Origin of the sequence: Acetobacterium sp. UBA5834, assembly GCF_002435675.1 — a bacterium.
GTDB classification, from domain to species: Bacteria; Bacillota; Clostridia; order Eubacteriales; family Eubacteriaceae; genus Acetobacterium; species Acetobacterium wieringae.
Genome location: NZ_DJGY01000060.1, coordinates 199,467 through 220,746, shown reverse-complemented (window position 1 = coordinate 220,746; position 21,280 = coordinate 199,467). Strand labels below are relative to the sequence as shown.

Sequence of the window (21,280 nt, the reverse complement as noted above, 5' to 3'; positions counted from 1 at the left end):
GTCAATTTAGTTGGTCAAAAACAGAAATAAGCCGAACAGAATCCACCGACATTCATGGATGCCATGACAATTCCCGAGGCGGTGGGCATCTGGCTGGGATGGACGGCTGCGCCCAAATTCATGAAGATGCTTGGCATGATAAAACCTAAACCAACACCGGCAACAGTTGTACCAATGTACATAAAGGCAATGGAATTTCCCAGACCAATACTGACCATGGCGACAGCTATTAAAGCAACGCCTAATGGCATGGTATTACTTTTGAAAATACCGAAGACTTTCGCAAAAATTAAACCTCCCAGCATTCCGCCGACTGTGAACATTGTCAAGACAAGAGCAGCATCTCCAGCAGTTCCCATACCACCGGCAGCGATAATTGAAGACATGTTAACCAGCATCGGGTAAATCAGAACCATCATGAAGAAAATTAAACCGGCAAAAGCAAACACGGCCCCGGGCAGTTTGGGCTTTGCTTCACCAACTGCTTGAACGGGAGCTTTTGCTGGCTCAGGCAGGAACAGAACAATCACTAAGGTTACAATCCCTAATCCGTGAACTAAAAATGCATATTCCCAGGAAATTGTCGCCGCAAAACCACCGAGTAATTGGAAGAGAATTCCACCTACGTTGCCAACGACACCGCTGAGGCCCATCATTTGAGCCCGTACCTCACCATCAAAGAAAGCGATAATCAGTGCGGCGCCCAAAGGTGTAACAATCCCGAGTCCAATACCGAAGATGGCTCGAACGATCAGAATTGCCGTAAAACTGGAAGTCGTCATAAAATAGGGGGCCATACCACCACCGATAAAGAGAATCATACCAATGATTAACAGCGTTTTGTATTTTACAACACCACCGGCAAGTCGACCGGAGATCAGGGTAGCCGGAACAGACATTAATACTGCCAGAGTAGAAACAAGCAACAGGGATGTAAATGGAACATCAGGGAAGGCCGCAGCAATACTGGCGATAGCCGGTGTGATGGTACCAACCCCCATTTGGACAAAGAAAACCGATAATACTGCAATTTTTAGGAACGTATTATTTTTCATAATTTCACCTCTTCTAAAAGATATCACCCTGGAATCAGACCAGGATGTTTAAAGTTTACCCAGCCCCGATTTTCGAGATGGGTATGTAGCCAGTCAGCCGCGAAAAATAACATGATTAGTTAGGATTCAAATGTCATTTAAACGTTTGCTGTTTGGCTTGGTTCACAACGGATAATAGCAAGGGGGTTATAACATGCGTTTTTTAAATCCTCCTTCTTAAATTGGTGTGCGAATCACCCCCAAAAGCACTATTTCAATCACTGAGCCGAAAAATAGTTCGATAAAGCTAAGATAGTGGTTCAGTGATCAATAAGTTATACAAGTACAATATTAGTTACGTTTAAGTGTATGATGATAATAGCATGCAAAATCGGGAATGTCCAGCATTATTTACATTAAAAGTGAATAATTACGAAAATATATAGAATTTTACACATTTATAAACGTTTAAAACATGAATTATAAAAATTTTACAGTGATGAGTGGAGCGTTAAAATAGTGTGTTGACGTTATGTAGTTCAAATATTAATTGAAGTTAAAAAAATGGGAGAAAGAGTATAAAAAAACAGCGCCATGTTAAGCATGACGCTGTAAGGATACCGGAGAAGCCAGAAAAAATGATACGATCAGACAATGTTAAAATTTTTTTCGATTCGCACGGTAAACATTTTTTCGATTTCGTAGGATTCGCTAATTACCTGTTTGATAAGTTCTGGATCAAGACCCATATTGTTCAGCAATAGATGAATACTGGAGTTAATGAAATCTTGAGAAGAACAATCAATAAGCCCGGCATCATAAGCAAGATTAATACCTTGTGTAGCACCGGCGCTGGCGAACGCAATAAAGGCAATCTCAAAGTCGCTGTAGTGAAGGTCGCAGCTTTCAGCCAGATTGCGGTAAAAATCGGTGACCACACTTTGTTCCTTGTAAAGAACATTTTCTCCCAGTAAATCGTAGTAAAATCGACTGAAATTTTTATTGAATCGCATATTGTTGTTCAATACCCGCCACTCAACGGCGGTTTGAAGTAAAAGGGTTGTTTCGAGCCCTAATTTGTAAAGATTTTCGGTAACCTTCGCTTTGATAGTCGACATGAGTTCGTTATATAATTCAATTCCAAGGCCGCCTTTTGAACCATAATAATAATTGATCAGACCAACATTCGCCCCGGATTCCTTGGCAATCTTCAGGCAGGTGGTGCTGGTATAGCCATATTCATAAAATAAGGCTTTAGATGCCTCATAAATCTTTTCCTTGGTTTCTTTACCAACCTTGTATTTTCCCATTTTATACTCTCTATTTCTATATTTTAATTCTGTGTAAAAATGCGTAAGATATAGCTAAAGCATACCATATTTCTTTGTGAAAAACAAGACAAAGGAAGCTAAAAAAACTTTCTTGATTTAATTGCGTGGTTAAGACAGGGCATTTAGCGTTTAATTCTGAACTAACCATTGGTGGTTAAAAGCGATGGCTTTGCGAACCTGCTCTTCAGCCGGCCCGCCAATAATATTTCGTTGGTTGACACAGGCATTCAGATCGATGGCCGAAAAAATGGATTCATCAAAAACCGGTGAGATACTCCGGTATTCGTCCAGGGTCAGTTCATCCAGGCTTTTTTGCTGTTCCAGCGCAAAAAATACTAACTTACCAATGATTTCATGGGCGTCACGAAAGGCGACCCCGTGTTTAACCAGCCAATCAGCGGCATCGGTGGCGTTGGAAAAGCCCCCGGCAGCCGCTTTTTTCATCGTTTCCTTATTGACGGTCAGGGTTTTGATCATTTTGGCAAAGGTGATCAGGCAGATTTTAATGGTATCATAGGTATCGAATACTGGTTCCTTATCCTCCTGCATGTCCTTATTATAGGCCAGGGGAATCCCCTTCATGGTGGTCAGCAGGCCCATCAGGTTGCCATATACCCGGCCAGTTTTACCCCGCACCAGTTCGGCAATGTCCGGATTTTTTTTCTGGGGCATGATGCTACTGCCAGTACTGAAGGCATCATCGAGAGTGATGAAATTAAACTCGCTGCTGCACCAGAGGATGATCTCTTCCGAAAAACGGCTGAGGTGCATCATTAAGACGGAGGCCGCTTCAAGGAAATCAAGACAGAAATCACGATCCGAAACCCCATCCAGACTGTTCAGGGAAATAAAGGCAAAGTCCAATTCTGCGGCAACGGCGGCCCGATCCAGTGGATAGGTAGTGGTTGCCAAAGCACCGGAACCCAGCGGTAAGGTGTCAGCCATCGCTTTAACCTGAGCCATTCGGATCATATCCCGCTTGAACATTTCCACATAAGCCATCAGATGATGGGCAAAAGTAATGGGTTGGGCCCGTTGCAAATGTGTATAGCCGGGCATGATGGTGTTGGTATGGTCATCAGCCAGATCCAATAGGGTCAGGATCAGGTTACGAATCAGAGACTTGCTGTCATCGGCAATTTCTTTGACATAGAGGCGCATATCGGTGGCAACCTGATCGTTGCGACTTCGGCCGGTATGGAGTTTTTTGCCGATATCACCAATCCGTTCAGTCAGAATGGCTTCGACATTCATATGAATATCTTCCATTGATACCGAAAACTCAACGTTTCCGGCTTCGATATCGATAAGAATCGCTTCTAACGTTTTGATGATCAGTTCAGCTTCGTTGGGATCAATAATATTTTGTTTTCCAAGCATTCGGGCATGGGCAATACTTCCAGTGATGTCCTGTTTGTACAGGCGTTGATCAAAGGATATGGACGAGTTGAAATCATCAGTTAAAAGGTCGGTTTTTTTAGAAAACCGACCTCCCCACATTTTTTTCATTTTATTCTATTCCCCTTTTTCTTCGCGGCTGAGTCGCATTAAAGCACGAACCTTAAGCGGTAAGCCAAATAAATGGATAAATCCTTCAGCGTCCTTATGATCATAAAGATCACCAGTGGTAAAGCTGGCAATTTCGGCATTGTAGAGTGAGTAAGGCGAGGTCACACCAATGAGAATAATATTGCCCTTATATAACTTTAAACGAACATTTCCGGTAACCGTTTTTTGGGTTTCATCGACAAAGGCTGTTAAAGCTTCCCGCAGCGGTGTAAACCACTCGCCGTTGTAGGCCAGTTCGGCAAATTTAACGGCTGCCTGTTGTTTAAAGCCAAAGGTTTGACGATCAAGACACATATGTTCCAATTCTTCATGGGCTTTGTAAAGGATTGAACCGCCGGGAGTTTCATAAATTCCCCGGGATTTCATCCCTACCACCCGGTTTTCAATCAGATCAACGACACCAATGCTGTGACGGCCACCAATAATATTGAGTTGTTCAAGCAGCTCCCGGCCCGTCATTTCTACACCGTTTAGTCGGACGGGAATTCCCTGTTCAAAGTCAAGACTGACAATTTCAGCTTCATCCGGCGCTTCTTCCAATGGGGTGGTCATTTGCAGTAATTTTTTATATTGCGGTTCCAGAGAGGGATCTTCCAGTTCCAGGCCTTCGTGGCTCATATGCAGAATATTTTTATCCCGACTATAGCTGTTGCTGATCGACATCGGTACCTTGATATCATGCATGACACAGTAGTCCATGGCATCTTCCCGGGACTTGATATCCCAAATTCGCCAGGGGGCAATGATTTTTAACTGTGGTGCTAAAGCACCAATGGTCAATTCAAAACGAACCTGGTCATTTCCCTTGCCGGTGGCACCGTGACAGATGGCTTCAGCGCCTTCCAGTTCAGCATATTTTACCAGCACCTTGGCAATCAAAGGACGGGCCAGGGAGGTGCCCAATAAATATTTTTTTTCATAAATCGCATCAGCTTGAAGCGCAGGCCACACATAATCTTCGACGAATTCGTCGGTTACGTCTTCAATATATAATTTGCTGGCACCTGAAGCCAGGGCTCTTTCCTCGAGACCGTCAAGTTCAGTACCCTGTCCAACATCGACACACACAGCAATAACATCATAGTCATAGGTATTTTTAAGCCATGGGATAATGGTTGTGGTATCCAATCCCCCGGAATAGGCAAGAATTACTTTCTTCTTCAATTTTATATCCTCCTGATAATTATCTCGTTGGTATAATCAACTTAATCACATGAATGATTATACAATCATTTCAAGAGAAAAGCAAGTATAAAAAGAAAATAATTCGCATAAATTTATAAATATACATAAAAACGCTTGATTATGCATAGAGAAGCGAGTATAATACAAAAATAATATATTATATATTTAAGAAACTAACAGACAGACTTCACATATTTTGGTAAAATAAATATTTAAAGAGTTTACTTGGATAGTATAAAAATAGAATACTAAGATTGTAGATAAACCGCATCTCGATTTTTTGTGGGATTGTGTGACCCGGTTTGCCTAAACTCTTACTATTCTTAAGCAAAGACATTTAAGAAAGGAAGTAAAATAAAATGATTAAAGCATCTGTTATCGGAGGAACTGGTTATGCCGGACAGGAACTGATCCGTATTTTAATGCGGCATCCTGAAGTAGAAGTGGTGACAATCGGAACCAGAAGCTTTTCCGGACAAAAATTCAGTGATATCTATGGAAACTTTCAAGGTATTACCGATCTCGTTTGTGAAGCAACCGACATCAAAGAATTGGCAGAGAAGTCGGATGTGGTATTTTTAGCCTTACCCCATGGAATTGCATCCAAAACCGTTACGGCAGAGGTACTCACAAAAACAAAGGTCATCGATCTGGGGGCTGATTTCCGGATTAAAGATATCGATGTATATGAGGATTGGTACCAAACCGAGCATTTTAACCATTCATTACTGAATGATGCGGTTTATGGATTATGTGAATTGCATCGGGAAGAGATAAAAAAGGCCCAGCTTATTTCAAATCCCGGCTGTTATACAACCTGCAGCATTTTAAGCCTGGCGCCATTAATCAAAAATAATCTGATTGATACGGGCAGCATTATCGTTGATGCCAAATCAGGGGTAACTGGAGCTGGCCGGGGAACAGTCACCGATTTGATGTACTCCGAGTGCAATGAAACCATCAAGGCTTATAAAATCGGTTCCCATCGACATACGCCGGAAATTGAGCAGGAATTGCGGCTATTAAATCGTCAGGATTTTAATATTCTGTTCACCCCCCATCTGGTTCCAATGAATCGGGGCATTCTGGCCTTATCCTATGCTAAATTAACCGCTGACCTGAGTCTGGAAGCGATCAAGGCGATTTACCGTGAATTCTACAACGACGAATATTTTGTCAGAATTCTGGAAAATCGGATGCCGGAAACCCGCTGGGTGAAAGGAACTAATTTTTGTGATATCGGGTTGTCCATCGATCCTAGAACCAACCACGTCATTGTCGTAGGAGCCATTGATAATCTGATTAAAGGAGCCGCCGGGCAGGCGGTACAAAATATGAATATCTGTTTTGGACTGGCTGAAAAAACCGGTATCGACTTTATTGCCGATTTTCCCATTTAAATAAGCAGTGACAAATCAGTTAATAATGGTGTGATATAAGAATATAGAGTCCGCACCGACAACAGATTAGCAGTTGGTCGGTATGACAGTTTGGTGAAAACCTGACGGATCAGAGACGATTCATTAAAATACAAGGAGTAAAGACATGAAACTAATAAAGACAGGTGGAGTGACAACACCTCTGGGTTTTAAAACCGGGGGAATCAATTGCGGCATTAAAAAGAATGAAAAAAATGATCTGGCAATGATTTTTTCAGAGGTACCCGGGGCAACCAGCATCATGACAACTACCAATGTTGTCAAGGCTGCGCCGATTCTCTGGTGTAACAAAGTCATGAATAATCCCTACAAGCAGGCGGTGGTGGTCAACAGTGGCAACGCCAATGCCTGCACAGGACAAAAAGGCGAGGAAGCTGTAGCAGCTACAGCCAACAAAGCGGCAGCGGTTTTAGGGGTGCAACCGGAGGATGTGCTGATTGCTTCAACTGGGGTGATTGGGGTGATTTTACCGGTTGAGAAAATTCTGTCTGGGATTGAACTCCTGGGAGCAAAATTAGGAAGTAGCCAAGAAGACGGCGACATTGCTGCAAATACGATTTTGACCACCGATACAGTAAAAAAGACCATTGCCGTCGAGGTGGAAATCGGCGGTAAGTCCGTAAAGATCGGCGGCATGGCCAAGGGCTCCGGGATGATTCATCCCAATATGGCGACGATGCTGTCCTTTGTGACGACTGATGCAAATATTGAACCAGCCCTGCTTGATCAGTTGCTAAAAGAAACCACTGTTGATACTTACAATATGATCTCTGTGGATGGCGACACCAGTACCAATGACATGGTAGCGGTGATTGCCAACGGGATGGCTGGAAATCTGCCCTTGCAGGAAAATACCCCGGATTATGAGATCTTTAGAGAAGCTTTTATATATGTACATAAAACCCTGGCAAAAAAAATCATTCGCGATGGCGAAGGCGCTTCCAAGTTTGTGGAAGTGGAAGTTCGTGGGACAAAAACCAAAGATGATGCCCGCAAGCTGGCTAAATCGGTAATCACGTCCAGTCTGGTCAAAACCGCCTTATTTGGGGAAGATGCCAATTGGGGTCGGGTGCTTTGTGCCTTGGGCTATTCCGGGGCTGAATTTGATCCCTTGAAGGTTTCCCTGGTTTTTTCCAGTCAGGCTGGGATGATTACCCTCTTAAACGATGGTGCCCCGATTGCCTTTGATGAAGATGAAGCGAAGAAAGTGCTGTCCGAAACAGATATTTATATTGTGGTTGAAATGGAAGAAGGCGATGAAAAAGCTGTGGCCTGGGGATGTGATTTGTCCTACGATTATGTCAAAATCAATGGCGATTACCGAAGTTAAATAGAAAAGAGTAAATAATGGAAAAATATATTGAAAAGGCCAAGATTCTGATCGAAGCTTTGCCCTATATCCAACAGTTTAAAAAGAAAACCATGGTCATTAAATATGGTGGCAGTTTTATGTATGATGAGGCCAGAAAGCAGTCGGTGATGGATGATATTTCGCTGATGCGTCTGGTGGGCATCCGTTTGATCATTGTTCATGGCGGCGGCAAAGATATTTCCGGAATGCTGAGTGACTTGGAAATCCAGACCGAATTTGTCGAAGGGTTGCGGATTACCAATGAAAAGGTGGTCGAAATTGCCGAAATGGTCTTATCCGGAAAAATCAACAAGGAAATTGTCCAGCTGCTTCAGAACCGTGAAATGAATGCTGTCGGCCTTTCAGGAAAAGATGGCGGGATGATCAAGGTGAAGAAGAAATTTGTTAATAATCTGGACATCGGTTTTGTTGGGGACATTATCCGGGTTGATAACCGGCTCTTGAATACTCTGTTAAAAGACGATTATCTGCCGGTGATTGCGCCGATTGGCACGGATAAAACCGGCCAGAGCTACAACATCAATGCTGATCATGTAGCGTATGCCATTGCCAAAGCAGTTAAAGCTGAAAAGCTGATTTATCTAACGGATACCGATGGGGTCTATATGGATCCGGACAATCCGGATTCGATTATCAGACGGTTGTTTGCTGAAAATGTGCCCAAACTGATTGAAGAGGGGATTATTTCCGGCGGGATGATTCCCAAGGTGGAAAACAGTGTCGATGCCCTGAATCAGGGAGTCAATTCGGTTCATATTTTAGACGGCAAGGTGGAACATTCAATGCTACTGGAATTGTTCACGGCTGCCGGGGTCGGAACGATGATTCGTCGTTCCATTATATAAGGAGGACAATATGGATTTAATAACACGAGGAAACAATGTGATCATGGAAACCTATAAGCGTTTTCCTCTGGTCTTTGATAAGGGTCAGGGCTGTGTTCTGACTGATCATAATGGCAAAGAATATTTGGATTTTGTGGCTGGGATTGCTGTTGATGCCCTGGGTCATTCCCATCCGGGTCTGCTGGCAGCAATGCAGGCGCAGATGGAAAAACTGGTTCATATTTCCAATCTTTACTGGTCCAAACCGGGCATTGAACTGGCCGAAATGCTGACCAAGGCCAGTGGCCTGGATAAGGTATTCTTTTGTAACAGCGGGGCAGAAGCCTGTGAAGCGGCCTTAAAACTGTGCCGGGTGTATGGCAAGCTTAAAAAAGACGTGGAAGCAGTGGAAATCATTGCCATGATTCAATCTTTCCATGGCCGAACTTATGCGGCGATTACTGCTACAGGCCAAAAAAAATACCAGGAAAACCTGGAACCGCTGATGCCGGAAATTTATCATGTACCCTATAACGATATCGATGCCCTGAAGGCGCAGATCAGCCCTAAAACCTGTGGGATTATTCTCGAACCGATTCAGGGCGAAGGGGGAATCTATCCCGCCGATCCGGACTATTTAAAAGAAGTCCGTAAAATCTGTGATGAACAAAACATCGTGCTGATTTTTGACGAGGTGCAAACCGGGATTGGCCGTTCGGGCAAACTGTTTGCTTACCAGCAATATGGTGTTGTACCGGATGTGGTGACGATGGCCAAAGGCTTAGGGGGCGGGGTCCCCATCGGCGGCATTATTGCCAAAGATCACGTGGCCGAAGTCTTTACCCCGGGAACCCATGCGTCCACCTTTGGGGGCAACCCATTTGTGACCGCCACCGCCAAATATGTGATTGAAACCCTGACCGCACCGGGATTTTTTGAAGCGGTCACGGAAAAAGGGGATTATCTCAAAGCCCAACTGGAAGCCTTGAAAAAAGACCATTCGGCCATTAAAGAGGTGCGCGGCATGGGTCTGATTGTGGGCATCCAGATTGATGCTGATCTGGGTGCCATCGTTGCCAAGGCGATGGAAAAAGGCTTGTTGTTGATTACTGCTGGCAGCAATGCCATTCGTTTTGTGCCACCGCTGGTGGTTACCAAAGCCGAAATTGATCAGGCGGTTCAGATTTTTGCTGAATGTTTATAGAAATAAAACGGGGCGATCCGCCCCGTTTCAGACTGTCAAAAAAGATAACCTAGTACCGACAATTGTTACATCATGTTGTNNNGAGCGGACACGGCATCGCCTGTCAGATTCTGCGCGCAGGCAACGAGCCAATCATAAGCTTGCTTATAGTTGGCGACTGCCCGCGACCAATGCGAAAGGAGCGTAGCGGATTTCGCATGGTGCAGCGAACAACAGATTAACAATTGGTCGGTACGGTAGTTTATCGACAACCTCAAACGGGGCAATCCGCCCCGTTTTTTTACTGTTTTTTTAGCAAGATAGTCGCTTTGGTGCCCTGATTTATTTCGCTGGTAATAATCAGTTTGCCACGATGAATGCTGACGATACTGTCAATGATCGATAATCCCAGGCCCGAACCGCCAGTGGCCCGGGAGCGGTCACTGCTGATCCGGTAAAAACGTTCCTTGATCTTGTCAAGCTCGGCGGCGGGGATGCCACAGCCAGTGTCTCTGATCGAGATTTCATTCATTTTGTTTTTGTGTGTCCGACAGCTCAGGGTAATGGTTCCCCCCATTGGGGTGTACTTGCGGCTATTGTCCAGCAGACCGCGGATCGCCTGAATCAGCAGGCCTTCATTACCCCGGACAAAGGCGTGGTCACAGGATTCCATGATGTATTGGTGATCGGGATCAATCATCTGACACTGATAAAAAATCTTTTCCAAAAGCGTCGAAATATCCAGAATAATAAAATCTTCATCAAAATAATTGTTTTCAATTCGCGTAATCAATAATAAATCTTCGACCATCTTATTCATCCCCTGAATTTCATCCCGAATCGCTTCAATTGATTCATCCCGGAGTTGCGGATCATTTTTGCCCCAATCGGATAAAATATCAATATAGCCCTGAATCACCGTTAGAGGAATCCGCAGTTCATGGGAGGCATCCGAAACAAAACGCTTCTGGTTATTAAAAGCGGATTCCAGTTTTTTGATCATCTGGTTTAAAGACATGATCAGCTGATCCAGCTCATCCTTGTTGCCGGTTTCTTCGATCCGCACATTTAAATTGTTTTCGGTGATATTTTTAGCGGTTTCGGAGATTTCAATCAGCGGTTTCAGGGTTTGCTTGGTACCATAAATGCCGATTAGAATTATGGCAATCAGTCCGAGAATGCTGATGGCGATCATCAGAATAAACAGGGTAGTCATGAATACATAACTATCATTGAGGTTTTTGATAATCTGGAGATAGATAATGTCGCCGTCTTCCAGCACATAGTAGGACCCCAGATAATAGTATTCGATCTGGTTGTAGCGCAACGAGTTTACGGTAATGGTTTGATCGTTGTCGTCATTAAAGCTGAACTCGAATAAATGAAAATTATACTTATCGAGGTTTTCAGCAACCAGCAGATCAGTCAGGATTTCGGATGATTGATAGATATTGCCTTGGTTATCCTTGAGTTGATAGGCAATGAGCGAATTATCCTTGACATAGGGATAAAGTTTTTCTGAAATGAATTCCAGTCGTTGGTCAGCTGGTAAGCTGAGTAGGGCGGGCATGTTCTCGTCCAGGGTATTGATGACGTAATTATTAAAGCGGATCATCGTCGCTTTGCTTTCGTTTAAAATAAGTTGCTGGGAGAAAAAGAAAACCATCAAAAACGAAAGCGTTAATACAGCCGTCAAAGCCAGAATAAAAAAGAACACAATGCGATGATATATTTTTAACGGCTTTTTACGACCGGGAATATTTAGCTTATCGAACCACATAGCCCCGCCCCCGAACGGTATGGATCAGTTTTTCATCAAAATCCCGGTCGATTTTGTCCCGCAGATATTTAATATAAACATCAACAATATTATCACCACCGTCATAATCAAAGCCCCAGACCTTGGTGAGGATCTGTTCCCGGGACTGAACCAGATCGTGGTTCAGGACGAGATAATAAAACAGGTCAAATTCGGTTCGGGATAAACTGATTTCCTGGGATTGGCGCTTAACGCTGAAAGCATCCAGATCGATCTCAATATCTTTAAAAATCAAATGGCTATTTGGTGCGGATTCAGGAGCATTTTTTCGAATATTGGCTTTAACTCGGGCCAACAGCTCGTCAAAATTAAAGGGTTTTGTCACATAATCATCGGCGCCAAGGTCAAAACCGGTTACCACATCATTGGTATCGTCTTTGGCGGTCAACAAAATAATTGGCAGGTGATGATTTTGGCTCTTGATATATTTAAGGACATCATAACCAGAGACCTCCGGTAGCATAATGTCAAGTAAAACCAGATCAAAGCCGGGATGTTGATGATAGGCTTCGATCCCTTCCCGGCCAGTAAACGCCTTAACCGTCTCAAAACCGGCATGCTTAAGCTGCAGTTCAATGATCCGGGATATTTTCTTATCATCTTCAATAATCAGTATCTCTTTCATGGGAACCTCCATAACCAATCGATAAATAAAAAGATAAAAGTAGTACCGACAATGACCCTGGAGTCAGATAGAGTGATCATCGATAAGTGTCAGGTCGGTACGGTTGGTTTCGATTATCTTAGAATAATATCATATTTTCCTTGTTTTATATAGCTTTAAGATTTTGGCTCTATAATTAATCTGTTAACTTATAATCAAAATTCAAAAGGTGGAAGGAGTCGCTTTATGCGTATATTATTTGTAGAAGACGAAAAAAAAATAACCGATGCACTCCAGGAATTATGTAAAATACAAAACATCGATTGTGACATTGCCAACGATGGGGAGGAAGGTCTGTTATTTGCTCTAAACCCTATTTATGATGTCATTGTTTTAGATATTATGTTGCCGATCAAAAGCGGTATTGAAATTTTGCAGCAGATCCGCGACCAGGGCATTAACACCCCGGTTTTGATGCTGACAGCCAAAGGGACCATTGATGACAAAGTCAAAGGCCTGGATTTGGGCGCTGATGATTATCTGATCAAACCATTTTCTGCTAAAGAGCTGTTTGCCCGGATTCGGGCCCTGGGTCGTCGTCCCGATCATGGGATCAAGGGCGAGACGATTGTTTTTGAAGATGTCAGTTTTAATACCAAAAAGAATATTCTGCAAACTGAAAGCAAAGAATTCAAGCTGTCAGTTAAGGAAGCGAAGATTCTGGAAATGCTGTTAAAACGCCCCAATCAGGTGTTTACCCGGGAACAAATCCTGGATCGGGTGTGGGGCTTCGATAAAGAAGTCAATGAAAATAATATTGAAATTTATGTTCATAACCTGCGAAAAAAAATTGTCGATACCCAGGTTAAAATTGATACCATCCGAGGGGTAGGATACACGCTTGGGAAAAAATAGGTTGGAGAGTTAAGGCCCATGTTTAAAGAAATCAAACGCAAGATCACCATGTTTAATACCTTGATTCTGGTTATCTTCATGTTCATGTTTATCTTTCTGCTGGGTTTTTTAGTAAACTGGAGTCTTACGCTTTCCGGAGAAATGTATTTGACTACGGTGGCCAAGGAAATCATTTCAAACAACGGCCAAACTACCGCTCAACCGATCAATTCCGGGGATTCGGTTCATGATAAATTCGGTTATCAATTTATTATGTGGGACAGCAGCCATGTTGTAAAATCGATGAAGGTCGAAGACCGCAATCTGATTATGATGGGCTACGAGCTGGCGATTGAAAAAAAGGACACTCCGCAGTTCAATCTGCTAATCTCAGACAATGTTGAGTATCGGGTTTATACCTTACCCTATTCCAATAATTCCAACGACTATGTGCTTCAGGTTTTTCAGCAAATTTCGACGGAGCGATCGATTATAGCCTATGTCATTTCATTTTTGTTTTTAATTGGCTTAGGATCGATTGCGGTGTTGATTCCCATCAGCTATTTTTTAGCTGGCAAATCCCTGCAGCCGATTAAAGACACCTTTGAGGATCAGAAGAAATTTATTGCCAATGCGTCTCATGAACTGCGAACCCCGCTGACGGTTATTCAAACCAATGTTGAGGTGCTGAAGCTCAAAGAGGATGAACAGATCAAGGATAACATGAAGTGGTTGAACAATATTGCCAGTGAAGGGGAAACGATGGCCAAACTCATTTCGGAGTTATTGCTCTTGGCCCAGGCTGAAAATCAGCGCCTGGCCATCGACAAGGAAGTATTTGACATATCCTCGATGTGTCAGCAAATGGTTGAGCTGATGACCGAACTGGCCAACGAAAAGGAAATTGAACTCAGTGAGAATATTTCGCCTGGGATCCAATACCGGGGCGATGAAGAACGACTCAAACAGGCGGTCCGGATTTTAGTGGATAATGCCATTAAATACACACCAGTCGGTGGAAAGGTTCAATTATGTCTGGTTCAGGGAAAGCGCCACCTGGTGATTGAGGTTAAGGATACTGGAATTGGGCTTACGGACGAAGAGAAGGCTAAAGTCTTCAGCCGTTTTTATCGGGTTGACGATGCCCGAAACCGTGAAACCGGTGGTGTTGGGCTGGGTTTGAATATCGCTGATTATATTGTCAAAAAACATAATGGCAAAATAAAAATTGACTCCATCCCCAACAAAGGAAGTACCTTTTCAATTGTTTTGCCAAAAAGTAATCAAAAGCCGGATTCAAAGAAAAACACGATTAAAGGGGATACTCTGCAATAAATAATGAATAAAAATGACCTGTAACAGAAGTTCAATTTCTTTGTTGGTATTAAGATCATCCCGGTCTTCCAGGATGAACTTAAAAAAAAGAAAGAAATTGGACTTTTTTCGATTATAATAAAATCAACAAATAACTTATAATGAGAAGGAAGAATATGAATATTTTACTTTATCAACCAGAAATCCCCCAAAATACCGGAAATATTGCCAGAACGTGTGCATTGACAGAGACGAATCTGCATCTGATCAAACCCCTGGGTTTTTCATTGGACGAAAAACATTTAAAGCGGGCCGGCCTGGATTATTGGGAGCTTGTCAATGTCAGCGTCTATGACTCCTTTGATCAGTTTCAGGAAAAGAATCCTGATGCCAAACTGTATATTCTGACCACTAAAGCCACTAAGTTTTACCATCAAATTGAGTATGATCAAAATGCTTTTTTGATGTTCGGAAAGGAAACTGCCGGGATTCCCACCGAAATTCATGAAGCCCATCCCGATAATCGCTTTCGTATCCCGATGAGAAATCATGAAAAGGCCCGATCATTGAACCTGTCAAATGCAGTCAATATCGTTTTATATGAGGCGTTACGACAGCATGGCTTTGTGGGTTTGATTTAGGATGCTATTTTCATGAAAATTTCATGAAAATAGCTGAAAATTACATTACTTTACCATAACAGTATGTTATAATTAATTCAATCGAGATCAGGATGGTACACAATGGATCAAACAGGAAGAAAAGAAAAATTCTGGAAATCAAAGTTTTGGAAAAAATACTCGAACTATTTGTTCTTTGTTTTTCTAATCAGTGCAACAGCAATTGTTATCTTAACACAAGTTGATCCGGAAACCTTTTTAAGAACAATTAAACAAGCCAATGTTTATTGTCTCATTTTGGGGATTGGTTGTGTTTTCATCTATTGGATCTTGGAAGCTTATATGCTGCTAAAATTGATGCGAAGGGATAATCCCAATGAGAGCTTTCATTTTGCCTGGACTGTGACCATGGTTGGTCAGTATTATAATCTGATTACCCCCAGTGCCACCGGGGGTCAACCCCTGCAGCTCTATGAAATGTCGAAAAAAAATTATGGAATCGGTTCCGGAACAGCGGTGCTGGTGCAAAAATACGCACTGTATCAGGTAACGGTTACCTTTTTGGCCATTGTCGCCACCATTTTCAGCATTACAGCCTTGCACCAGAGCCTGGATGCTGCCAAATGGCTGATTGCCATAGGCTTAATCGTAAACATCGCCGGAGTGGTACTGATCTTTATTCTGGCCTTTAATGCCAATGCTGCCAAAGCGATTATGCTTGGCTGTGTGCGTCTTTTACTGACGCTTCACATCATAAAAAATGCCGAAAAATATTTTGAAAAAGTCAATCACTTTATTAAGGAATACCAGATCGCCATTGATGCCTTAAAAAGCCATAAACTGCAGACCTTAAAACTATTTGTTGTTTCAATCGTGCAGATCCTGGTATTCTATTCAGTCAACTATTGGGTGTATCGGTCATTGGGTTTGAATGAAACCAATGCGCTGACGATTATTTCCCTGCAAGCGATTCTTTATGTGGCAGTGGCCTTTGTGCCGACCCCAGGAGCCGCTGGCGGGGCAGAAGCAGGTTTTTTATTATTGTTTGGGCCCATTTACGGACCCGGCAATACTGCAGTCGCGATGATTCTCTGGCGTCTGATTACTTTTTATTTCGTTATTCTCTTTGGTGGGATCTATCTTTCGATTCATTCCATCAGAGTTGGCAAAGAGAAGGCAAAGCAAATTGAAGAAGAGTGTGATGATCAAGTTGATAATCTATAGAAAATATTAAACAACAAGGAGATTTCAGTGAGAAAAATTGGAGTTTTGCAGATTATCGATCATGTAGCTGAAATGTGTATTGAAGCCAATACATTTTTATCAGATGATATGATAGAGGGGCTGCGTCGGGCTAGGCAATCAGAAGAATCTGAAAATGGCAGAGAGATTCTGGAAACCATGCTCAGTAATTTTGAAGTTGCAAAAAATAAAAATATCCCCATTTGCCAGGACACTGGCATGGTGGTAATGTTTGTCTCGTTCGGTCAGGATCTGATCATCGAGGGTGGCAGTCTTGAAGAAGCCCTCCAGGCTGGCGTCGCCAAAGGTTATGAAGAAGGCTATCTGCGAAAATCCGTGGTTGCCGACCCGTTTATCCGAACAAATACCGGCAATAATACCCCGGCGGTGATCCATTATCAGGTCGTACCTGGTGATGGCTTAAAAATAAAGATTTTACCCAAGGGCTTTGGCAGCGAAAACACCAGTGCTCTGAAGATGCTTAAACCGGCAGATGGGATGGCCGGGGTTAAAGAATTTGTGCTCCAGACCGTGGAGACTGGCAGTCCTAATGCCTGTGCACCAATTGTGGTTGGGGTGGGCGTTGGCGGTACCATGGAAAAAGCGGCGATCATGGCCAAAGAAGCCTTGAGCCGACCCTTGGGTGAACACAATCCGCTGGAACATATCGAAGCGCTGGAAGAATATCTGCTTGAAGCCAGCAACGCTTTGGGAATTGGCCCAATGGGACTTGGGGGAATCAACACGGTACTTGGGGTTAACGTGGAAGTCTTTCCGACCCATATCGCCGGTCTGCCGGTGGCGGTTAATATCACCTGTTACGTTAATCGACATGTGGAAAGGGAATTATAAAATGGCTGTTGTAGAGATCAGAACACCTTTAACTAAAAAGGATCGAAAAAAACTAAAAGCCGGTGACCATGTGCGGATTTCCGGGATCATATATACAGCCCGGGATGCAGCTCACAAGCGGATGACTGAAGCGCTGGAAAAAGGTTTGCCTTTGCCGATGGATTTTACTGATGAAATTATATATTATGTTGGGCCCTGTCCTGCGAAACCCGGAGAGATCATTGGCTCAGCCGGACCAACCACCAGTGGTCGGATGGATACGTATACCCCGGAACTGCTGGATCGTGGATTGGCTGGTATGATCGGCAAAGGAAATCGAAGTGAACGGGTCATCAATAGTATGGTAAGTAATGATGCCGTTTATTTTGCCTGTGTCGGCGGTGCCGGGGCCTTATTGCAGGATTGCATCAAATCAGTCGAAATCATTGCCTATGAGGATCTGGGAACGGAAGCAATTCGAAAAATTGAAGTTAAAGATTTTCCGGCGATTGTCGTGATTGACACCAAAGGAACCAATTTATACGAAACTGAAAGAAAAAAATTCGCAAATAAGCTATGGATTTAGTGGGAGGAAACATGAAAAAAGCACAAATGGTTATTGAAACATCATTAAGAGCAGGTGGTACTGATCCGATCTTTCGAATCGCCGGAGAAGCGGCAAACCGTACCAAAGAATTGGGACCGGAAGCCGTTATTAATTCAACCATCGGAGCACTGATGGACGATGATGGCGAATTGGTAACATTCAAATCAGTGTATGACACCTTAAAAGGCCTGCCGAATCACCTGATTGCCGATTATTCTGGGTTAGCCGGGCAACCGGATTTTTTAGAAAAGATCACGGAAGCCTGTTTTAAAAACTGTAAACCAGAAGGTTATATTCGGGCGGTGGCAACCCCGGGGGGAACCGGAGCAGTCCGCCATTCGTTCTGTAATTATACCGAACTGGGAGATACAATCTTACTGACAGACTGGTATTGGGCCGCTTATGCGACCATTGCCGATGAAAATCATCGCAAAGTCACAACCTTCCCACTTTATAATGAAGCGGGTGGATTCAATTTAGAAGGCTGGAAAAAAAGCATCCTGGAGCTGCTGGAAAAACAGCAGCGGGTATTAACGGTTCTTAATACCCCAGCCCATAATCCCACTGGCTATACCATTTCCCTGGAGGAATGGAAAGCGATCAAGACCTTTGTCACCGAAACCGCCACTGCTCAGCCGGAGTCTAAAATTATTCTGCTGGTGGATCTGGCCTATATCGATTTTGCTGGCGAAGGGGATGAGGCTCGTCAGTTTATGAAAATGCTGACGGGGATGCCGCATAATATTTTGACCCTTTATGCCTTTAGTTGCTCCAAGGGTTATACCATGTATGGACTGCGAAACGGCGCCATTCTCTGTGTGGCGCCCACCGCAGAGATTGCCGATGAATTTGCCAATGCCTGCACCTATTCCAACCGTGGTAACTGGTCAAACGGCACCCGGGGAGCGATGGAAACCATCACGAAGATTTTCAGTAATGACGAATTATATAATCAGGCAATGGCTGAGCAGAGCTTCTATAAAAGCATTTTAAGACGTCGGGCCGCTGCTTTCGTGGAGGAAGCCAATAAAATCGGCCTGAAAATGGTTACCTATTGCGATGGCTTTTTTATCAGTATCCCCTGTGATAAACCCCAGGAAGTCAGCAGTCGTTTAATGGAAAATAACACCTTTGTTGTGGCATTGGGAAAAGGTCTCCGTTTTGCACCCTGCGCCGTTTCAGAAGAAAAATGTCGCCGATCACCTCAGCTGATTCTGGATGCCATCAAAGAGGTGGAGGCCGTTAACTATTGGCATTAATAATATAGGTGGCTGCGAAGCAAATAAGTGCTTCGCAGGCATCTGTTGTTGTGAATTTTGAAAGGAAAAGAGATGAGAGTAAAAATCGTTGATGTTGCCAGAGAAGCAAATGTTTCCGTTGCAACAGTATCCCGAGTTGTTAATAATATTCCGTTAGTAAACGAAGAAACCAAGGAACGGGTATTGGAAGCCATCAAAAAAACCGGATACAAACCCAATGCCATTGCCAGAAGTCTGAAAATTCAGAAAACCAATACCATGGGAATCATGATCCCGGATATTACTAATCCTTATTATACCGAAATCGTCCGGGGCGCCGAAGATGTTTGTGGCATCTATCATTATAATATCATTTTAAGTAATACCGACTTTGATCCTGAAAAAGAAAAAAAATCGCTGAACGTGCTGGTTGAAAAACAATGCGATGGAATTATCTATGTGGGTAAAGATCTCAGTGACGAAATGCAGGCTGAGTTGATTGATGCGCCCAGCGAAGTTGTTTTAGGTTGTATTCCTGATGACAGTGGCGTGCTCAGTGGCGTTTTGATTAATAATGAAACAGCAGCCTATGAGTTGGCGACTGAGCTGATAAAAATGGGCCACAAAAAATTCATGTTGTTCTTTGATGAGTTGGAAGAAGGCTATATTTATCAGGAACGAAAAAAAGGTTTTATTAAAGCCTTTGAAGAAAATAACATCGAATTTGATGACAGCCGCATCTTAAGAGAAAAACTGAGTCTCTCCGGTGGTTACACGATGATGCAGGAAGCCATTAATTCCGGGATCGATTTCACCTGCGTTTTCTGTTTTAATGACCAGACGGCACTGGGGGCGATTCGCTGTGCTGAAGAAATGGGCAAGAAAATTCCTGAAGACATCAGCATCTGTGGCTTTAACAATTTCTGGATTGCGGAATGGACCAGACCGCAGATTACCACAGTAGCTCAGCCGATGTACGATATCGGCGCGATTGCCATGCGGATGCTGATCAAGCTGTGCGAAAAAGATGGCGATCGGACCGTTAAAAATGTTTATGTACCGCATGAGGTTCATATTCGTGGTTCGGTTACTGAGATTAAATAATAGCCGGGGCTTTTATGAAATATATTGATTGGAAAGAAACCGACCCACAAAAGAATCTGGCCTTTGAAGAATATGTCTTTAATCAAATGGATAAAGACGAGAGTTATTTTCTGTTGTGGCAGAACGATAATGCCGTAATTGTCGGAAAACACCAGAACACCATTGAGGAAATTAATCAGGAATATATCAAAGAAAATGATATCAAGGTTGTTCGTCGCCTTTCTGGTGGTGGGGCAGTTTACCATGATTTAGGAAATCTCAACTTCACCTTTATTGTTAATGAAGCGGGTCAGGAACAGTTTGACTTTCAGACCTTTACCCGCCCTCTGGTGGAAGCGCTTAAAACGCTGGGGGTCAATGCAGAATTCAACAGCCGGAATGATCTTGCCATCGATGGAAAGAAATTTTCCGGCAACTCCCAGTATGCTAAACGGGGGCGGATTCTTCACCACGGTACGATCCTGTTCAATTCAAATCTGGCTACCATTCAGAGTGCTTTGAAAGTAAAGCAGGATAAAATTGAATCCAAGGGGATCAAATCAGTTAAAAGTCGGGTCACCAACATTGTCGACTACCTGGATGAAGACTATACCCTGGAAGATTTTAAAGCAGCGTTGCTAAAAGCGATGTTTGAAAATGACAATTTGGAAATGATCACCCTTTTAGAGGAAGAAATCCAGGCGATTGAACAGTTGAAAACAGAAAAATATGCAACATGGGATTGGAATTATGGAAAATCGCCTCGATATAATTTGCGAAAAGAAAGAAAATGCGACTTTGGTCTGATTACAGTTTTGCTTCAGGTTGAAAAGGGTGAAATCAAAGAGCTTCACTTTTATGGCGATTATTTTGGCAATGGGGACATTCAGGAACTGGAAACGCTGCTGATTGGGGTTAAACCGACCGAGGAAGCGCTGTCAAAGGTTCTCAAAGACATCGCGCTGTCTGATTATATTAATGGATTGGATGTAAAAACTTTACTTGACTTAATACTATATTAAATGCAGCAATTAGGCATCAGAATAGCTGGTCAGCGTGATTGAGTTAAATCATACTGCGTTGACCAGTTT

19 protein-coding genes are annotated in these 21,280 nt (G+C 43.2%); 13 read left to right on the top strand and 6 right to left on the bottom strand.

What is annotated here, in order from left to right:
* Positions 1-14 precede the first annotated feature (14 nt).
* From B3F51_RS12560 to B3F51_RS12545, 4 genes are all read right to left on the bottom strand, one after another.
* Positions 15-1,055, bottom strand: a complete 1,041-nt coding sequence (locus tag B3F51_RS12560) for an MFS transporter (protein WP_286947422.1) — start codon at positions 1,053-1,055, stop codon at positions 15-17.
* A 626-nt stretch (positions 1,056-1,681) separates the two neighbouring features.
* Positions 1,682-2,344 (bottom strand): TetR/AcrR family transcriptional regulator, encoded by a 663-nt coding sequence (locus B3F51_RS12555; RefSeq protein WP_070370520.1) that lies wholly within the window; start codon positions 2,342-2,344, stop codon positions 1,682-1,684.
* 150 nt (positions 2,345-2,494) lie between these two features.
* Positions 2,495-3,874 carry an argininosuccinate lyase gene (argH, locus tag B3F51_RS12550; RefSeq protein ID WP_286947420.1) on the bottom strand — a complete coding sequence of 460 codons (1,380 nt, stop codon included), beginning with the start codon at positions 3,872-3,874 and terminating at the stop codon, positions 2,495-2,497.
* A gap of 6 nt (positions 3,875-3,880) precedes the next feature.
* Entirely contained in the window at positions 3,881-5,098 is a 1,218-nt protein-coding gene (locus B3F51_RS12545) for an argininosuccinate synthase (protein ID WP_070370522.1), read from the bottom strand.
* Between the two features lie 380 nt (positions 5,099-5,478).
* Between B3F51_RS12545 and argC the strand changes: the two genes are divergently transcribed.
* The 4 genes from argC to B3F51_RS12525 all read left to right on the top strand — a co-directional run bounded on the left by argC (position 5,479) and on the right by B3F51_RS12525 (position 9,958).
* Positions 5,479-6,519, top strand: a complete 1,041-nt coding sequence (gene argC, locus B3F51_RS12540) for an N-acetyl-gamma-glutamyl-phosphate reductase (RefSeq protein WP_286947417.1) — start codon at positions 5,479-5,481, stop codon at positions 6,517-6,519.
* 145 nt (positions 6,520-6,664) lie between these two features.
* Positions 6,665-7,888: a bifunctional glutamate N-acetyltransferase/amino-acid acetyltransferase ArgJ gene (gene argJ, locus B3F51_RS12535; RefSeq protein ID WP_148638723.1), complete on the top strand. Its 1,224-nt coding sequence runs from the start codon at positions 6,665-6,667 to the stop codon at positions 7,886-7,888.
* 17 nt (positions 7,889-7,905) lie between these two features.
* The gene (argB, locus tag B3F51_RS12530) at positions 7,906-8,775 is read left to right on the top strand and encodes an acetylglutamate kinase (protein ID WP_070370525.1); all 870 of its coding nucleotides are present in this window, start codon (positions 7,906-7,908) and stop codon (positions 8,773-8,775) included.
* A 10-nt stretch (positions 8,776-8,785) separates the two neighbouring features.
* Positions 8,786-9,958, top strand: coding sequence for an acetylornithine transaminase (locus B3F51_RS12525; protein WP_286947414.1), 1,173 nt, complete (start codon positions 8,786-8,788; stop codon positions 9,956-9,958).
* A 280-nt stretch (positions 9,959-10,238) separates the two neighbouring features.
* Here B3F51_RS12525 and B3F51_RS12520 read toward each other — a convergent pair whose 3' ends face one another.
* Complete coding sequence (locus tag B3F51_RS12520; RefSeq protein WP_286947412.1) at positions 10,239-11,717, bottom strand: sensor histidine kinase; 1,479 nt, start codon at positions 11,715-11,717, stop codon at positions 10,239-10,241.
* Positions 11,704-12,381 (bottom strand): response regulator transcription factor, encoded by a 678-nt coding sequence (locus tag B3F51_RS12515; protein WP_070370528.1) that lies wholly within the window; start codon positions 12,379-12,381, stop codon positions 11,704-11,706. Before B3F51_RS12515 ends, B3F51_RS12520 begins: the two co-directional genes overlap by 14 nt.
* A 225-nt stretch (positions 12,382-12,606) precedes the next feature.
* Between B3F51_RS12515 and B3F51_RS12510 the strand changes: the two genes are divergently transcribed.
* From B3F51_RS12510 to B3F51_RS12470, 9 genes are all read left to right on the top strand, one after another.
* Positions 12,607-13,275, top strand: coding sequence for a response regulator transcription factor (locus B3F51_RS12510; RefSeq protein ID WP_014355748.1), 669 nt, complete (start codon positions 12,607-12,609; stop codon positions 13,273-13,275).
* An 18-nt stretch (positions 13,276-13,293) separates the two neighbouring features.
* Positions 13,294-14,589 carry a sensor histidine kinase gene (locus tag B3F51_RS12505; RefSeq protein ID WP_250933224.1) on the top strand — a complete coding sequence of 432 codons (1,296 nt, stop codon included), beginning with the start codon at positions 13,294-13,296 and terminating at the stop codon, positions 14,587-14,589.
* Between the two features lie 155 nt (positions 14,590-14,744).
* A complete protein-coding gene (trmL, locus tag B3F51_RS12500) occupies positions 14,745-15,209 on the top strand; it encodes a tRNA (uridine(34)/cytosine(34)/5-carboxymethylaminomethyluridine(34)-2'-O)-methyltransferase TrmL (protein ID WP_070370530.1) in 465 nt (154 codons plus the stop codon).
* Between the two features lie 102 nt (positions 15,210-15,311).
* Entirely contained in the window at positions 15,312-16,412 is a 1,101-nt protein-coding gene (locus B3F51_RS12495; protein WP_228882854.1) for a lysylphosphatidylglycerol synthase transmembrane domain-containing protein, read from the top strand.
* Between the two features lie 27 nt (positions 16,413-16,439).
* Positions 16,440-17,282 carry a fumarate hydratase gene (locus tag B3F51_RS12490; RefSeq protein WP_286947406.1) on the top strand — a complete coding sequence of 281 codons (843 nt, stop codon included), beginning with the start codon at positions 16,440-16,442 and terminating at the stop codon, positions 17,280-17,282.
* A gap of 1 nt (position 17,283) precedes the next feature.
* Positions 17,284-17,847: a Fe-S-containing hydro-lyase gene (locus B3F51_RS12485; RefSeq protein ID WP_286807180.1), complete on the top strand. Its 564-nt coding sequence runs from the start codon at positions 17,284-17,286 to the stop codon at positions 17,845-17,847.
* Positions 17,848-17,858: 11 nt separating this feature from the next.
* Positions 17,859-19,127: a pyridoxal phosphate-dependent aminotransferase gene (locus B3F51_RS12480; RefSeq protein WP_286947403.1), complete on the top strand. Its 1,269-nt coding sequence runs from the start codon at positions 17,859-17,861 to the stop codon at positions 19,125-19,127.
* A 72-nt stretch (positions 19,128-19,199) separates the two neighbouring features.
* Complete coding sequence (locus B3F51_RS12475; protein WP_070370535.1) at positions 19,200-20,210, top strand: LacI family DNA-binding transcriptional regulator; 1,011 nt, start codon at positions 19,200-19,202, stop codon at positions 20,208-20,210.
* Between the two features lie 14 nt (positions 20,211-20,224).
* Positions 20,225-21,211: a lipoate--protein ligase gene (locus B3F51_RS12470; RefSeq protein WP_148638713.1), complete on the top strand. Its 987-nt coding sequence runs from the start codon at positions 20,225-20,227 to the stop codon at positions 21,209-21,211.
* Positions 21,212-21,280 lie beyond the last annotated feature (69 nt).

Excerpts from the sequence above, each read along its gene's own strand:
- B3F51_RS12510 (WP_014355748.1), top strand. The coding sequence starts at position 12,607 with ATGCGTATATTATTTGTAGAAGACGAAAAAAAAATAACCGATGCACTC.
- argC (WP_286947417.1), top strand. The coding sequence starts at position 5,479 with ATGATTAAAGCATCTGTTATCGGAGGAACTGGTTATGCCGGACAGGAA.
- B3F51_RS12555 (WP_070370520.1), bottom strand. The coding sequence starts at position 2,344 with ATGGGAAAATACAAGGTTGGTAAAGAAACCAAGGAAAAGATTTATGAG.
- B3F51_RS12475 (WP_070370535.1), top strand. The coding sequence starts at position 19,200 with ATGAGAGTAAAAATCGTTGATGTTGCCAGAGAAGCAAATGTTTCCGTT.
- trmL (WP_070370530.1), top strand. The coding sequence starts at position 14,745 with ATGAATATTTTACTTTATCAACCAGAAATCCCCCAAAATACCGGAAAT.
- argH (WP_286947420.1), bottom strand. The coding sequence starts at position 3,874 with ATGAAAAAAATGTGGGGAGGTCGGTTTTCTAAAAAAACCGACCTTTTA.
- B3F51_RS12560 (WP_286947422.1), bottom strand. The coding sequence starts at position 1,055 with ATGAAAAATAATACGTTCCTAAAAATTGCAGTATTATCGGTTTTCTTT.
- B3F51_RS12505 (WP_250933224.1), top strand. The coding sequence starts at position 13,294 with ATGTTTAAAGAAATCAAACGCAAGATCACCATGTTTAATACCTTGATT.
- argB (WP_070370525.1), top strand. The coding sequence starts at position 7,906 with ATGGAAAAATATATTGAAAAGGCCAAGATTCTGATCGAAGCTTTGCCC.
- B3F51_RS12515 (WP_070370528.1), bottom strand. The coding sequence starts at position 12,381 with ATGAAAGAGATACTGATTATTGAAGATGATAAGAAAATATCCCGGATC.
- B3F51_RS12525 (WP_286947414.1), top strand. The coding sequence starts at position 8,786 with ATGGATTTAATAACACGAGGAAACAATGTGATCATGGAAACCTATAAG.
- B3F51_RS12485 (WP_286807180.1), top strand. The coding sequence starts at position 17,284 with ATGGCTGTTGTAGAGATCAGAACACCTTTAACTAAAAAGGATCGAAAA.
- argJ (WP_148638723.1), top strand. The coding sequence starts at position 6,665 with ATGAAACTAATAAAGACAGGTGGAGTGACAACACCTCTGGGTTTTAAA.
- B3F51_RS12495 (WP_228882854.1), top strand. The coding sequence starts at position 15,312 with ATGGATCAAACAGGAAGAAAAGAAAAATTCTGGAAATCAAAGTTTTGG.
- B3F51_RS12520 (WP_286947412.1), bottom strand. The coding sequence starts at position 11,717 with ATGTGGTTCGATAAGCTAAATATTCCCGGTCGTAAAAAGCCGTTAAAA.
- B3F51_RS12470 (WP_148638713.1), top strand. The coding sequence starts at position 20,225 with ATGAAATATATTGATTGGAAAGAAACCGACCCACAAAAGAATCTGGCC.
- B3F51_RS12480 (WP_286947403.1), top strand. The coding sequence starts at position 17,859 with ATGAAAAAAGCACAAATGGTTATTGAAACATCATTAAGAGCAGGTGGT.